Origin of the sequence: Microcoleus sp. N9_A1, from assembly GCF_036701795.1 — a bacterium.
Lineage (GTDB): Bacteria > Cyanobacteriota > Cyanobacteriia > Cyanobacteriales > Microcoleaceae > Microcoleus.
The window spans coordinates 13,549-29,142 of sequence record NZ_JAUBRI010000078.1 but is presented as its reverse complement, the minus strand read 5'-3'; the positions used below and the strand labels follow the sequence as shown (position 1 = coordinate 29,142).

General features: G+C 44.7%; 10 protein-coding genes. 5 read left to right on the top strand and 5 right to left on the bottom strand.

Annotation, left to right across the window (positions count from 1 at the left end; genetic code table 11):
* Window positions 1-213 precede the first annotated feature (213 nt).
* From QUA58_RS26360 to QUA58_RS26345, 4 genes are all read left to right on the top strand, one after another.
* The gene (locus tag QUA58_RS26360) at window positions 214-3,648 is read left to right on the top strand and encodes a PAS domain S-box protein (RefSeq protein ID WP_333396947.1); all 3,435 of its coding nucleotides are present in this window, start codon (window positions 214-216) and stop codon (window positions 3,646-3,648) included.
* A gap of 57 nt (window positions 3,649-3,705) precedes the next feature.
* A complete protein-coding gene (locus tag QUA58_RS26355; protein WP_333396945.1) occupies window positions 3,706-4,086 on the top strand; it encodes a response regulator in 381 nt (126 codons plus the stop codon).
* Window positions 4,087-4,202: 116 nt separating this feature from the next.
* On the top strand, window positions 4,203-4,688 hold the full coding sequence (locus QUA58_RS26350; protein ID WP_333396943.1) for a hypothetical protein: 486 nt from the start codon (window positions 4,203-4,205) through the stop codon (window positions 4,686-4,688).
* Window positions 4,689-4,763: 75 nt separating this feature from the next.
* On the top strand, window positions 4,764-5,144 hold the full coding sequence (locus QUA58_RS26345) for a response regulator (protein ID WP_333396951.1): 381 nt from the start codon (window positions 4,764-4,766) through the stop codon (window positions 5,142-5,144).
* Window positions 5,145-5,683: 539 nt separating this feature from the next.
* Here the strand turns inward: QUA58_RS26345 and QUA58_RS26340 are convergent.
* From QUA58_RS26340 to gatB, 5 genes are all read right to left on the bottom strand, one after another.
* Window positions 5,684-6,916, bottom strand: a complete 1,233-nt coding sequence (locus QUA58_RS26340) for a pentapeptide repeat-containing protein (protein ID WP_333396941.1) — start codon at window positions 6,914-6,916, stop codon at window positions 5,684-5,686.
* A gap of 107 nt (window positions 6,917-7,023) precedes the next feature.
* Entirely contained in the window at window positions 7,024-7,662 is a 639-nt protein-coding gene (locus QUA58_RS26335; protein ID WP_333396949.1) for a Uma2 family endonuclease, read from the bottom strand.
* Between the two features lie 97 nt (window positions 7,663-7,759).
* Window positions 7,760-8,347, bottom strand: coding sequence for a Uma2 family endonuclease (locus QUA58_RS26330; protein WP_333396938.1), 588 nt, complete (start codon window positions 8,345-8,347; stop codon window positions 7,760-7,762).
* Window positions 8,348-8,386: 39 nt separating this feature from the next.
* A complete protein-coding gene (locus QUA58_RS26325) occupies window positions 8,387-9,553 on the bottom strand; it encodes a pentapeptide repeat-containing protein (protein ID WP_333255728.1) in 1,167 nt (388 codons plus the stop codon).
* Window positions 9,554-10,094: 541 nt separating this feature from the next.
* Window positions 10,095-11,591 (bottom strand): Asp-tRNA(Asn)/Glu-tRNA(Gln) amidotransferase subunit GatB, encoded by a 1,497-nt coding sequence (gene gatB, locus QUA58_RS26320; protein ID WP_333255727.1) that lies wholly within the window; start codon window positions 11,589-11,591, stop codon window positions 10,095-10,097.
* 647 nt (window positions 11,592-12,238) lie between these two features.
* Here gatB and QUA58_RS26315 point away from each other — a divergent pair.
* Entirely contained in the window at window positions 12,239-15,526 is a 3,288-nt protein-coding gene (locus QUA58_RS26315) for a PAS domain S-box protein (protein WP_333255725.1), read from the top strand.
* The last annotated feature ends 68 nt before the right edge of the window (window positions 15,527-15,594 follow it).

The window sequence follows — 15,594 nt, the reverse complement described above, 5'->3', positions numbered from 1 at the left end:
TTCGTTGAATCACCCTTATTTTCGCCTGGTTTAATTGATTTTATACTACCCCCTCGTAAAAAACCTACACCTGTCAGGCTCTCCCCACGCCCGGTTGCCCCCATACCTGGGATGATTGCGTAAGTCCTCAAATACTTAAATAGAACTTACGCACGAGGGCTAAAAACCCGGTTTCGGCCTCAATCTAAACAATGTAGTTAATTAAGTAGACTCATGATAGAACATACTGATGATAATTATGGGAAAGGGCAACAACAGCCACACCCAATCCTGGCTAAAACAGCAGTTTCTCTCTCCGAATCCCTCAAACTCGAAGATATTCTCAACACTACGGTAACTGACCTCAGAAACATTCTGCAATGCGATCGCGTAATTATCTTCCAATTTGCTCCAGACTGGAGCGGAAAGGTGGTGGTAGAATCAGTTGGTTCAGAGTGGACAGCAATCTTATCCACTCAGATACACGAGCCTTGCTTTGCTGAAAGCTATATCGAACCCTTCAAACAAGGCTTATTCACCTCTAAATCGGATATTTATACTGCCGGAATTGATACTTATCACCGGGAATTCCTGCCAAATTTTCACGTTACAGCTAGCCATGTTATTCCTATCCTTAAGGGAGAAGAACTTTGGGGATTATTGATTGCCCATCAGTGTACAGAACCTCGCGAATGGCAACCATCAGAAATTGAACTCATGCGACAGCTAGCAACTCAAGCTGGAATTGCCATTCAGCAAGCTGATTTATTTGAGCGAGTACAAACGGAACTGAGGCAGCGGCAACAAGCAGAACTTGCCCTACAACAACTCAATACTGAACTCGAACAACGAGTCATAGAACGGACTGCAGAACTCACTGAAGTCAACCATAACTTGCAACAATATATCAATCAAGTTGAAGACCTCTATAATAATGCTCCCTGTGGCTATCATTCCCTAGATGCAGCAGGAACAATAATTATGATTAATGATACGGAACTGAAGTGGTTAGGCTATACCCGCGATGAAATTGTAAACCAAAAGAAATTTGTTGATTTAATGACACTTGAAAGTAAAAATATTTTTTATCAAAACTTTCCCTTATTTAAAAAACAAGGCTGGATCGAGAATTTAGAGTTTCAGATGTTGAAGAAAAACGGAGAACACATTTGGATCAACTTAAATGCTACAGCAGTTTATGATGAAGCAGGTAACTTCCTGATGAGTCGTTCTAGCGTATTTAATATCACCGAGCGCAAACGTACTGAAGAAGCATTCCGCCAATATGAACGCATCGTCTTCAATACAACAGATGGGATTGTGTTGATGGATCGCAACTATATTTATCAAATAGTCAATCAAGCTTATTTGACTTGGTGCAACAAATCTGAAAGCGAAGTTATCGGAAAATATGTTAGGAATATCCTGGATGCAGACGTGTTCGATAATATGATAAAACCTCGGTTAGACAGATGTTTGGAGGGCGAGACAATTCAGTATGAAAACTGGTTTGATTCTCCCAATTTAGTCAGGCAATTTTTGAGCGTTACTTATACGCCTTTACGTGATGCAGGCGAAAATATTGTAGGGATAATCGTTATTCTGCGCGATCTGACTAAACTTAAACAAGCCGAACAAATGCTGGAGCTTCAGGCTGTCATTACCCGCAACATGGCGGAAGGCATTTGCTTAGTAAGAACCGAGAATGCAGTAATTGTCTATGCCAATCCTAAATTTGAGCAGATGTTTGGCTATGACTTTGGCGAACTCAACGGTCAGCACGTTTCGATTCTCAACTATGGCAGCGAATCGGTCAGTCCTGAAGATGTCAATCAAGCCATTCGGTCTGCCGTTTTACAAAGGGGTGAATTTAGCTATGAAGTTCATAATGTCAAGAAAGATGGGACTCCATTTTGGTGTAGTGCCACTTGCTGCGTATTCAATCATTCCGACTATGGCGATGTTCTGGTGGCCGTTCATCAAGATATTACCGTAGCGAAGCACCTCGAAGAAGTTCGACAAGAGGCTGCAGCAGCCTTACTACAGAAATCCCGAAAGGAACATTTGCTGTGGAGGATTACTCAAGGGATTCGCCAATCTTTGGATCTGAATGCCGTTCTAAATACTGCTGTTACTGAAATCAGGCAGACATTACAAACCGATCGCACTGCCATTTACCGCTTTAATCCTGATTGGAGTGGTGATTTTGTCGTGGAGTCAGTTGGTGAGGATTGGGTACAACTGATAGGGAGCGATCTTCAAAAAAATTGTGCAGATACCTATCTGCAAGAAACTCAAGGCGGTCGATTCCGCAATCATGAAAACTTTGTTATTAATAATATTTACACAGATGAAATTCAAGCCTGTCATATCGAGCTAGTGGAACAATTCCAAGCAAAAAGTTATGCAGTTTTCCCGATATTTTTGAGAGAAAATCTCTGGGGTTTGTTAGCTATCTACCAAAATACGGCACCTCGTCAATGGCAATCGTGGGAAATAGAATTACTTGAACAGATTGCCAGCCAATTGTCGATCGCCATTCAGCAATCCAAACTCTACCGACAACTTCAGCTAGAACTGCAAGAACGTAAGCAAGCCGAAGCCACGATCCGAGAAGCCGAACGACGCTGGCGATCGCTCTTGGATAACGTGCAGTTGATTGTTGTCGGACTTAATATAGAGGGAAATGTCCATTACGTTAATCCTTTCTTCTTAAAAATTACGGGATATACTCACCCAGAAGTTATTGGAAAAAATTGGTTTGAAAACTTCTTACCCGGTTCTCTTCAAGAATCAGTTAAAATTGTTTTTTCGGAAGTTTTAGCCCATAACTATCATCCCTATTATCAAAATTTTATCTTGACCAAATCGGGTGAGGAACGATTTATTGCCTGGAACAATACCATGCTGCAAGATTTAGATGAAAACATTATTGGCACGATCAGCATTGGGGAAGATATTACGGAACGACAAAGGCTCGAACACATTAAAAATGAGTTCATTGGCATTGTCAGCCATGAACTTCGCACTCCTTTGACAGGAATTCAAATGTCATTGGGACTAATAAAAAGTGGGGTTTATGATAAAAAGCCAGAAAAATCTAGACGCATGATTGAAATTGCCTTCCTCGATACCAATCGATTAGTGAACCTGGTTAATGATATTTTAGATTTGGAGCGCCTAGACTCCGGGCGGGCAATTGTGGAGAAAACCGTTTGCAAAGCTGCCGATTTGATGCAGCAAGCAGTAGATAGCATTCAGGCGATCGCTACTCAACAGCAGATATCATTAATCGTTATCCCCACGGATGCAGAAGTCTGGGCAACAGGAGATGCGATCGTCCAAACTTTAACAAATTTGGTCAGTAATGCAATTAAATTCTCACCTGCCGATTCCACAATTCATCTGAGTGCCGAAAACCAGACAGACTTTGTGCTGTTCCAAGTTAGCGATCGGGGACGAGGCATTCCTGCCGATAAACTAGAACTCATTTTTGGTCGATTTCAGCAAGTCGATGCCTCCGACTCCCGTGAAAAAGGAGGCACCGGCTTAGGTTTAGCAATCTGTCGCAGTATAGTTGAGCGGCATGGCGGCAAAATCTGGGCGGAAAGTATCTTAGGTGAAGGCAGCACATTTTGCTTCACCCTACCCTTACCCATCATTGAATAACGCTTAGATTAATCTGTAGCATCAATCCCAAATCCAAAATCTCAAATCCAAAACCCCATGACAAACAGACAAATTCTAGTTGTGGACGATGAAGAACACCTTCGGGAACTTGTGCAGGCTTGCTTAGAAGATTTAGCCGGATGGGAAACAGTGGGGGCAGGATCGGGAGAAGAATGTTTACAAATCCTGCAAACAGAACAACCCAACGCCATTTTGCTGGATGTATCCATGCCGGGAATGGATGGGTTTGCTGTGTACGCTCGCCTCCAGTCCGATCCGATTACCCGATCGATTCCAGTGATTCTGCTGACAGCGAAAGTTTTGCCCAGCGATCGGGCTAAATTTGCCCAGATGGCGGTAGCTGGGGTAATTGCCAAACCGATCCAACCCCTCACCCTGACCGAAGAAGTAGCAGAGATTTTGGGATGGGATGATTGACTTTCACCATTTTTGTGAAGTTTTGTAACAATAACCGAATCTTTACCAAATCCTTACCGTTGCTATTTAGTCTCCTGTTATGCAGCTAACAGTTCTTTGCATTAGGAGGAGACTCAATGAATGCTTTTCAGGCTTTGAATGATGTAAATCAGGATCTCGCAGGTTCATTTTCCGGTTTGCCCACTGGTTGTCAGCAATCCACACCTTGGATTGATCATACAGAGGAAACACCGATCACAGGCATTAAAATTCAAGAAAAGGATGTGACACTTATCCTTGAAGTTCACATTTCTGACCTTCATCTTGTCAAATTGAATCTCCAAATCACTCCAGAAACTGTTTTAATTCAAGGTCAACCTACCAAAGTGGCTGGAGTAGAAGGTTATTTCCTTCCTAGTGGATTTCAAAGTCTCATCCCGTTGCCCCACCGCGTAGATCCTGATATCTATGTGGCTAAAATACAGCAGGATTGTTTAACAATTGGCTTGCTAAAGAGTTTAGAGTTGAGCAATCCGAAGTCCGGATTCAACTCTCAAATATACATCTTTGAGCAATTGCTTAAAGATGTGTATTTGAGACCCAATTGGCAACCGAAAAATTGATTTCTAATCAACCAAAATAAAATGAACACTTTGCAAGTAGCTAATTATGATGGCAGTCTCCTGCCCGAAAACAAGATGATAGGGAAACAAATTCTCATCGTTGATGACCAAGAACACCTCCGCGAACTGCTACAGTTGTGCCTGGAAGACCTCGCGGGATGGAACACCCTGGTGGCCGAATCAGGACAAGAATGTTTACAAATCCTACAAACAGAACGACCTAACGCTATTTTGCTGGATTTATCAATGCCGGGAATGGATGGATTTGCTGTGTACGCTCGTCTCCGATCCGATCCCATAACTCGATCGATTCCCGTGATTCTGCTGACAGCCAGAGTTATGTCAAGCGATATGGCTGAATTTGCCGAAATGGGTGTTGCTGGGGTAATTCGCAAACCATTTGAAGTCACTACCCTGCCGGGAAAAGTGGTAGAGATTTTGGGATGGGATGATTGACACTCCCCGGTATGCCAGACGCAGGATTCTTAAGACTTGACAATCTTAATATCCTCTCTGGAAATCTGGGGATTGTTCGATACAATTTCTCTCAGTTATTGCTATTTTTACGAAATATTTCGATTTGAATCAATTCCTTAACAACCTTGTATTCTTTACCAAATCTTTACTTCTTACCTCTACATTCATAGAGTTGCTGCTTCAACCCAGCTTACAGCACTTGGCAACAAGAGACAAATACACTTTCGTCGATAAAAAAGAGGTTTTTATGACAAGCTGTCCTTCCTGCACGAATCAAATGCTGCGTCACCTTCGCCACAGTCAAGTCTATTGGTTTTGCCGTCAGTGTTGGCAAGAAATACCTGTTTACAGTCTTAACAGCTACGGTTCATCGCCCTCTATAAATTTAGTTACAGAATTAAGGGTTAAGAAGCAACTTTTTTCAGATGCGATAGTTTTAAGGTGAAATTCCATCGCACAGGCGTGACGCCCGTGCCACAATGGAGGGGGATGAATGAAAGGGAACTCGCACTTACCCACTAAACCTCTTCAAAAATTGCGCCTCGCTGCTGTAGATTCACCTGCATCTCCTCATCGATTCCTGAGTTGTTCCCGAATCGGGCTGACTCGACATTCGCACCGCTGAAATTAGTATTTGTTAAGTTCACTTCCAGCAGATTTGCGCCGCTCAAATTGGCACCGCTGAGGTTAGCTAAAGCTAGACTTGCTTTGTGCAAATCTGCGCCGCTTAAATCAGCATTTCCTAAGAAAGCGCCACTCAAATCTGCACCGCCGAATTTGGCATTTTGCAGGTTGGCGTCGCTGAAATCGGCATCGTTTAAGGTTGCACCCCGGAAATTTGCCCGATCGAGATTTGCGCTGCTAAAATCCACTGCACTTAAAGTCGTTCCGCGCAAGCTACTGCCAGCGAAATCTCGTGCTGGATTGAGATTGGCGATTTTTGCCAACTCTGCAAAGTTGTCGGTTTCAGCGGAAATAATGCGATCGACCATTTCCTGCAATTGCGATTCAGCTTCCGGGACAATTTCCACCTCACGCGGTTCAACCGGAGGCAAATTGTAGGACAATAGCGCCCAACTGAGGGCAGGTTGGAGTTTATTTGCTTGCAGGTATACAGTCAGGATTCTTTCTAAAACCGAATGTTGATTTGGCGTGATATCGTGCGGCCATAAACCCTCCGCATCTGTGAGATAAATATCTTCTTGAGCAACTTCAAAAGCCGCTACTATCCGAAATTCTTTGGCAGCTAATTCTCCCAGCTTAGCACTTTTTAGCAAACCTTTTAATACTGATTTGCCTTGTTCTACTGAAAAAATCCAAGCTGGCGTTGTATCATCGCTGATTGTGGAAACGTGACAAAATCTGCTCTCTGTTTCCTTAGTTTTTTCCGCCTTCTCCCCGCCCTGAACTACCCGCTGACTTTCGCTCACTAAAATTTCTGCACTACTTTCAATCGGCAGGGTTTCTTTAATGGGCAAAAGCTTGAAAGAACCGACTAACTGACGCGATGCTAGGGGAATTTCGCAGTTTTCTAGATAGAGTTTGAGCGTTCCGCCTTGCAGACCAAATTTGACGCGACCACCTAGCAGGGGTTCCCAATGCTCGTTAAAATTCAGGCTCAAGTGAATGTCTACCTGCTGGGTTTGGGCTGCAACCGATGGAAGTGGAATTGCTTCTAATTGCATCCACAAGCAATCTGGGTATTTGTTGTGAGACTCTAGCGATCGCATATCGGGTAGAATTGCTGGCACTACCAGCCTGTAATTGATATTAAAATTAGTTTATCATCTCTATTTTATCACAAAACAGCTTTTTATCGTGGGTAAAATTGTAAATTTTGTTTAATTTTATCCGCCCTTCATTGGTTTTGCTGAATTTGGCTTTTTACCCAATTCCGAAATGCTTTCACTAATTCCAAATAGTCCATTGTCTCTGCTTGTTCCAAAAATCTGACAATCTCTAATATCGGTAAACTAGGAAATGCTAAACTGATCTCGCACTCAACGTATTCTCCATTTTCCAATCTGTTGATTCTGAATCGCACTCCATTATAAATCCAAACTTCCGGCACTCCCAGATCCGCATAAATCTGCAAACTATTTTCGGAACGACTGGTAATATCAATTTCTACCACTAAATCCGGTGGCGAATCTAGATTCATGTCGATTCTTTTTTTGCCTTTAACTGCACTCAGATTCTGAATGTAAAAACATTTATCTGGTTCTTTACCGCTAAGTTCAGGACGTTTAAATGTGGTAGAACCAAGAGGTTCAATTTTCACATCTAATTCTTCAGCTAAGGTTTCCACAAATCGACCCAATACTTCTTTGAAGCGTTCGTGTTCTGGAGAAGGTACCATAATTTCAAGATTGCCGCGATTATATGTCAGTCGAATTTGCCGATCGCCGATTTCGGCAAGCAAATTTTCGTAGGTTTGCCAACTGATACCCGATAGCTGGACGCTTTGTTCTGGCCGAGCGAGAGTTTGAGCAGTCATAGGGCTACTTTGGTGAAGAGTTCGATCGCAGTTTTGCATTATATCATCAATCCGGGCGATGGCTACGCCCCGGCCCCGGCCTACACACTCCTCACCTTCACTCACCCATCTGCGCCGGAAATACCGCAGATAAATCGAGAGACAAATCTGGGAAACCTGGAATTACCACAACCTCATTCGGCAAAACCACTCGTTTGACTCGATAGTCGAAACCACCTCTTTGTTTTTGATAAGGTTCGCTGTGCATTTCCAGTTGAATATCTACCAAATTAAATATCCAATAATCAGAAATTCCCGATTCAGCATAGATAGATAACTTGGTTCTCCTGTCGTATTTCAAAGTAGAATCAGAAACCTCAATTACCAACAAAATATCAGCCGGCTCCGGGTGAGAAGATAAATAATTGTCAGAACGATTGCGGGTAATCACAACATCAGGCTCTGGTTCGCTATCATCCGACAAAGTAATCGGCTCTTGACCGCGCACGATCGCTCTTTTTCCCACCAGCGCGTACAATTCTCCAAACAGCAGCGAATTACAAACAGAGTGAAACGTACCTTTAGCAGCCATAATGATAATTTCTCCGCGAATCAATTCAACTCTGTCATCCGGTTCAAAAAAACCCAGTTCTCCCAAACGGTGGTATTCGGCGATCGAGAATCGTTTTGCAGTTACGGCAGTCATAGCTTTTGTTACCCTCTAGAATTACCAACATTTCCCATTCTACTCAAAAATCCCGCCCCGTGCCCTTAACTCAGCTTTCACCGCTTCCGAAATTCCCAGACAACCAAAAAACTTCGCATTTTCCACCACCGTATTTTTTAAATCAGCGCGGCTCAAATCAGCACCGTTTAAATTCGCACCACTCAAATTAACACCACTTAAATCAGCATTTTTGCAATCAGTATTTGTCAAATTTGCATTTACTAAAATCGCATTCGGTAAATAAGCACTGCTCAAATTGGCGTCGGTTAAATTTGCACCGCTCAAATTCGCCCTGGGCAGCTTTGTCCGCAAATCAGCACCGCTTAAATTGGCGCTGCTGAGTTCAGCATCCCGCAAATTAGCATTGCACAAGTTAGCATCAATTAAAATAGCAGCGCTCAGCAAAGCACCGCTGAGATCAGCCAAAGTCAAATCTGCTCCCCGGAGGTTGGTTTCGCGCAAATCCGCACCGTTAAAATCAGCGTAGTGCAAGTCAAAACCGCTTAAATTAGCCCCTGCAAAATCCTCAATCGGATTCAAACCAACTGTTTGTGCAAGTTGTACAAAACTCTTATTTTTATCAGTTAAAAACAGTTCCCGGACGATCGCCAATTGCTGCTGCCGGTACTCGTTGGCCTTCTCGTAATCTGCTAAATACTTGTAAGCAAGCTTCAAATTCTTGAGAGCATTGCGCTCAATGCGATCGTCCTTGCTCGCGCGCGCGATCGACAACTGCTCGTGATAACATTCGATCGCACCAGGCAAATCTACCTTAGCATCGTAAGCTAGCGCCAAATTACCCAAAGTTTCCAACTCAGAGCGCCCGTCGCCAGTTTCCCGCGCGATCGCCAAACGCTGCTGCTGGTAATCAATAGCACCAGAAAAATCCTCCAGAGCACAACAAGCATTGCCCAGATTTCCCAAAGCATTTGCCTCACCCCGGCGATCGCCAATTTCCCGCGCTAACACCAAATGCTGCTGGTAACAGTCGATCGCCTGAGCATAATTTCCCAGCGCTTCGTAAGCTACGCCCATATTACCCAGCGCCGCACCCGATCGCCGCTTATCGTCCATTGAGCGATACAGCGCCAGCGCTTCCTGCCAACAACCGAGCGCCGCCTCAAATTGGCGCGCCTGATATTGCGAAATCCCCTGCTTGATTAGCTCGCTAGCTTGTTCGCTCATAATGTCAAAATTAGTTAATAACTAAAGTTGATATTAATCGACTCAAAGCGGTAATTGCTAATCGGTAATCAGTAATCGGGAATCGGTATGGCCAATCCCCCTCTCTCCCATCCGTATTTTCACGTCCGTGCAAAAAAAAAGACAAAAAAAGAGAGAGCTACCTAAGTAACTCTCTCTGCCATCAGGGTGCATCTACATAACACAATATAACACGGTCAGCATGAGGGGTGTTACCCCCAAACGTGAAGATGTTGTAAAGAAATGTAGATTAATTATAAAGTTACGAGCCAGCGAGAAGGGCGATCGCGCGGCGAGCTCGGGAAAAACCGATCGCGCGCCGCTGTATCCGCTACACGATCCCCTTAACCAAAGCGGTTTCCTTCTCACAAAAATCGCAATTTTGTAGGGGTAGTGCGACCCCTACTCCCCGTGCCTACCCCCGACCTAGACGATTCGATCGGCAGATCAGACCAAGAGGGCCGGCACGGGGGCACGGCCCCTACGGAAAATGAAACAGCCCAGCCTTAACGACTGCTTTGCCTCAACCGTTAAGCTTCGCCACCAGCAGCTCATTGGTCAATTTGGGATCAGCCCGGCCGCCCGTTTCCTTCATCACCTTGCCGACAAAAAAGCCCAGCAGCTTAGTTTTACCGGCTCGGTACTGTTCGAGCTCCTTGGGATTGGCGGCCAAAACTGCATCGATCGCTTGATCGATCGCCCCAGTATCCGAAATTTGAATCAAACCCTTGCTCTCAACGAACTTCTGAGGAGAACCACCGTTTGCCAGCAACTCCGGCAAAATATCCTTAGCGATTTTGCCGCTGATCGTGCCAGCATCAATTAGCGCCAGCAGTTCGGCTAAATCCTGCGGTTGGAAAGGAATTTCTGCGATCGCCAGTTTTTCATTTTTCAGGTAAGCAGTGATATCGCCCATCACCCAATTGGCAGCTTGTTTAGCCACAGCACCAGCGGCGATCGTTTTTTCAAAATACTCCGCCACCGCTTTGTCGTCAGTCAGCACCCGCGCGTCGTAGGGAGAAAGAGCGAGATCGGTTTCGTAGCGATGGCGCTTGGATGCCGGCAATTCCGGCAGTTGAGCTTTCCAATCCTGCAATTGCTCCGCAGAAACCTCGATCGGAGGCAAATCCGGTTCCGGGAAATACCGGTAATCGCTCGCACCTTCCTTAATCCGCATACTGAAAGTACATTGCTTATTTTCATCCCAAAGCCGCGTTTCTTGGACGATGGTTTCGCCATTTTCCACAGCTTGAATTTGCCGCTCGATCTCATAATCGATCGCCCGCTCGATCGCATTAAAAGAGTTCATATTTTTAATTTCCACCTTCGTGCCGAACTCTTTTCTACCAACCGGGCGCACCGAAATATTCACATCGCACCGGAGCGAACCTTCCTGCATATTCCCGTCGCCAACACCGATATAGCGGACGATCCGGCGTATTTCTTGACCGTATTCGGCAGCTTCCGCGCCCGATCGCAAGTCCGGTTCCGAAACAATTTCGATCAGAGGCACACCGGCGCGGTTGTAATCCACCATTGAATAAGTAGAACCGCTGAGCCGATCGCTACCGCCGTGAACCAATTTGCCTGCATCTTCCTCCATGTGCAAGCGAGTGATCCCGATTTTTTTTCTAGTAGAATTGCCAGCCTCGTCCACCAGTTCAATTTCTATCGAACCGTTAGTGGCGATCGGCAAATCGAACTGAGAAATTTGATAATTTTTCGGCAAATCGGGATAGAAATATTGCTTACGGTCAAACTTACTGTAAGGTGCGATTTCGCAGTTGAGAGCCAGCCCTGCTTTCACCGCATACTCCAGAACTTTTTGATTTAATACTGGCAACACTCCAGGCATTCCCATACAAATTGGGTCAATGTTAGTATTTGGAGCATTGCCAAATTCTGTAGAAGAACTGGAGAAAATTTTAGTATTCGTACTCAATTGACAATGAGTTTCAAGACCGATAATGGCTTCGTACTGAGTTTGGTTTTTTATCGAAGAGGGTGCAGCAGCAGTCATAAGCGATTTAAAAGACTGAATAACTTTAGATTATATTTTAGCTTTTTATTGACCAAAGTGATTGGAGATTATTTGTAGGTAGGGGGAGTTTCATTGGTGGCAGCAAGCGCGTCAAACCCTTAGTTCGGCAGGTTTAAACCCCTGCCGGACTTTGAGAAAGCGTGTTTAGTTGAGACAAATGGGGATCTGCATAGGCAACGCCCTGCTACAGATTGGCGATCGACCCACGCCCCCAGCCACGCCGCTCTCCTTGCGATCGCCCCCAAACAACAACTCTGTGCAAAAATATACTTAGCGCCTGCTCCTGCCCGCACCCTTCCCTTACCCAGGAGAGTTTGAGATCGATCCACCACAATTGCTGAGCAATCTGCACCCCAAATCCTTTGACTGGCAGTCTTTAATAACGCCGCCCGCCTCCAACGATCTGCTCCATGCACAGACTAAAAATTAAAAATGTATAATTGAACAAGAAATTATACCATTTTTTTAAAGATGTGATAGAGATAAAATACCGCCAGACATTGATAATTCTGTCTTTGAGTTTTTACATAAGTCTTGCATAACTTAAAAAAATGGTATTACATATTTTTAATTGTTAAGCCTTAATTTTGAATTCTAAAATTAACACTTGCCTAAGTGCCAAAAATATGCCTGAAATTCCAGTTGAAAGTGCCACACTGTTTCAGAACAGCATCACTGAGCTAGAACAGGCGGAATCAGCCCTCGAACTCGCTTGGAACGAACTCGAAAAACAAACAGCAGAAACCCTCGATCGCATTACCAAAGCCTGCTCAGCAAACGCACAGGAAATCAGCGACCGCTTTGCCGAGGCTAAGCAACTCCGCCAGCAACTTCAAACTCAAATAAAACAAACCAACTCGCGGCTGGAATTGCACCTAGAAAACTCGCAAATGGCAGTTATAGAGTGGGACAGGGAATTTCGGATAGTGCGGTGGTCGCCAATGGCCGAACAAATATTTGGCTGGAGTGCAGCAGAAGTAATCGGCAAAGACTGGCAGGAATTGTCAATAGTTCATCAAGAAGACTTCGAGCAAGTGTCCGCCGTCACAAATCAACTGTTACAGGGCAGGGAACCCCGCAACATTTGCCACAACCGCAACCATACCAAAGATGGCTCGGTAATTTACTGCGAATGGTACAATTCTGCACTAATCGATGAATCGGGAACAGTAGTTTCAATTCTCTCTTTTGCCAGAGACTTAACCGAACACCACCGCTCTCAAGAAGAACTGCACCAGCGCGAACAAGCTTTCAGCGCCCTAGCCGAAAATGCGACTGATATCATCGCCCGGTTCGATCGAGAACGGCGCCTCCTTTACATCAACCAAGCAGTAGAATCAGCGACCGGAAAACCCCCCGCAGAATTAATTGGCAATAGCAACAGAGAATCAGGAATGCCGCCAGACTTGTGCGACTTGTGGGACGAGACTTTTCTGAAAGTTTTTGGCACCGGGCAGCAAGAAACCATAGAATTTGAGTTTCCCACTCTCCAGGGCATAAAACATTACCACTGTCGAGTCATTCCCGAATTTGCTGAAGACAATTCAGTAGAAACTGTTTTATCAATCGCCCGCGACTTCACAGAACTAAAACAAGTCGAATGCCAGTTGCGACAAAGCGAATCAAAATTTAAAGCCATAGTTGATTCTAATATGATCGGCCTAATTTTTTGGGATCTTAACGGCAGCATTACAGATGCCAACGCCGCTTTTTTAAATACGGTAAACTATACGCGGGACGATCTGCTTTCAGGAAGAGTTAACTGGCAAGAAATGACACCGCCAGAATACGTGCGTTTAGATACAGAAAAAGTTGCTGAACTGAAGGCTAGAAATACGGTTATTCCCTTTGAAAAAGAATTTATACGCTCCGATGGTAGCCGCGTTCCGGTGCTGCTGGGCAGCACATTTTTAGAAGGAACTAAGCAGTTAGGCGTCAGTTTTGTGCTGGACTTAAGCGAGCGCAAACAGGCAGAATTAGAACTGCAAAAACATCAAGAACTTTTAGAGAGCATACTGACAACTATCCCCAACTTTCTCTACATTTACGATGCAGTAGAAAACAAAAATATTTATGCAAATGAATCTGTCACAGCCATGCTCGGCTACACTGCAAAAGAATTGCAAGATTTTGGTACAGATGCTGTAGTTAACTTGGTTCATCCCGAAGATATGTTAAAGCTAATTACAGGTATGGAGCGGCTAATACACAGCAGCAATCCCCATGAAACCGATGACATAGACTATAGAATTAAACACAAAAATGGGGAATGGCGCTGGGTGCACGATCGGTCTACAATCTTCAAAAGAACCCCAGACGGACAAATGAGGCAAGTTATCGGTTCCGTACTCGATATTAGCGATCGCAAACAAGCCGAAGAATCATTAAAACAGCAAAAAGAACTGTTGCAAACAATCTTCGACAACGTGCCGATTATGCTCGCATTGTTCGACAAAAACGGTCAAATAAACTGGGTAAACCGCCACTGGGAACAAGTGCTCGGCTGGAGTTTGGCGGAAATCAAAGACCGCGATATCTTAGCGGAATTTTATCCGCAGCCAGAATACCGTCAATGCGTTTTGGATGAAATCCAAGCAGCAAATCAGAACTGGAGCGACTTCAAAACACAAGTTAGAGACGGGCGAATTATCGACACTTCTTGGGCAAATGTTCGCCTTTCCGACGGCCGATGTATCGGCATCGGTCAAGATATCACCGAACGCAAACGAGCAGAAGCTGAACTCAAAGAACTCAACGAAACTTTAGAAGCTCAAGTCGCGCAGCGTACCGCAGAATTAGAGACTTTTTTTGATGCTTTGCCGGACTACATTTATGTTGTAGAACTGGACAATATGCGCTTTTCTTTTGTCAACCATCCCATTGCCGAATTTTCCGGCTTTGACAGTAGGCAGCAGATGCAGGGCAAAACCATTTTTGAGTGCTATCCCAGCGAACTCGCCGAACGATTTTGCCGGGAAAATTTGCAGGTATTTGAATCGGGCAAAACTGTACACTTCCAGGAAAAATTTGTGAGAGCGGGCGGCAATGCTTACTTCGACACGTTTAAAATTCCACTGAGAAATCTCAACGGTGATGTTTATGCTTTAATTGGCACTGCTCGCGATATCACTGAGTTGGTAGAGACAAAACAAGCTTTGTCAGAACGCACAGAGCAATTAGAAGCTGCCAATCAAGAATTAGAATCTTTTTCTTACTCAGTTTCCCACGACTTACGCGCACCTTTGCGACACATTTCAGGTTTTGTAGAAGCGTTGAAGCAGCGACTAGAATTAACTGAGGCTTTGAGCGATCGCAAAATAGTTCACTATATGGAAATAATTGAAGACAGCAGCCAAAAAATGAGCCTGTTGATTGACGGTTTGCTCGCCCTGTCGCGGGTGACTCGCACCGAGTTGAGGCAAATTCCGATCGATCTGAGCCGTTTGGTACAAAATGCGATTAAATTGACTAAACCCCCAACCGTCGCAGATCCGGCCCAAACTCCCCACAGCGTTGAATTTGCCGTTGGAGATTTGCCGACAGTAATGGGAGATCCAACCTTGCTGCAACAAGTGTTCAGCAACTTGATTAGCAACGCCGTCAAGTTCAGCAGCGGACGCATTCCAGCTACAATAGTTATTGAGGGTTTACCTGATGGGACGATTTGTGTCAAGGATAACGGGGTGGGTTTTCCGATGGAATATGCCGATCGCCTGTTTGGAGCCTTTCAGAGGCTGCACTCCCAGAGAGAATTTGAAGGTACGGGCATCGGTTTGGCGATCGTCCAACGGATTATTCACCGCCACGGCGGCACGGTTTGGGCCGAAAGCCTACCTAGTCAAGGAGCCACGTTTTACTTTAAACTAGGGCAAACAATCTCAAACGGTAATATAGATTCTTCAGTTGACAGTTGACAGTTGACAGTTGACAGTTGACAGTTGACAGTTGACCGTTGACCGTTGACCGTTGACCGTTGACAGTT

Bases quoted from the DNA above. Each gene is read 5' to 3' on its own strand.
- QUA58_RS26330 (WP_333396938.1), bottom strand. From the start codon at position 8,347: ATGACTGCCGTAACTGCAAAACGATTCTCGATCGCCGAATACCACCGT.
- QUA58_RS26345 (WP_333396951.1), top strand. From the start codon at position 4,764: ATGATAGGGAAACAAATTCTCATCGTTGATGACCAAGAACACCTCCGC.
- QUA58_RS26355 (WP_333396945.1), top strand. From the start codon at position 3,706: ATGACAAACAGACAAATTCTAGTTGTGGACGATGAAGAACACCTTCGG.
- gatB (WP_333255727.1), bottom strand. From the start codon at position 11,591: ATGACTGCTGCTGCACCCTCTTCGATAAAAAACCAAACTCAGTACGAA.
- QUA58_RS26350 (WP_333396943.1), top strand. From the start codon at position 4,203: ATGAATGCTTTTCAGGCTTTGAATGATGTAAATCAGGATCTCGCAGGT.
- QUA58_RS26315 (WP_333255725.1), top strand. From the start codon at position 12,239: ATGCCTGAAATTCCAGTTGAAAGTGCCACACTGTTTCAGAACAGCATC.
- QUA58_RS26335 (WP_333396949.1), bottom strand. From the start codon at position 7,662: ATGACTGCTCAAACTCTCGCTCGGCCAGAACAAAGCGTCCAGCTATCG.
- QUA58_RS26360 (WP_333396947.1), top strand. From the start codon at position 214: ATGATAGAACATACTGATGATAATTATGGGAAAGGGCAACAACAGCCA.
- QUA58_RS26325 (WP_333255728.1), bottom strand. From the start codon at position 9,553: ATGAGCGAACAAGCTAGCGAGCTAATCAAGCAGGGGATTTCGCAATAT.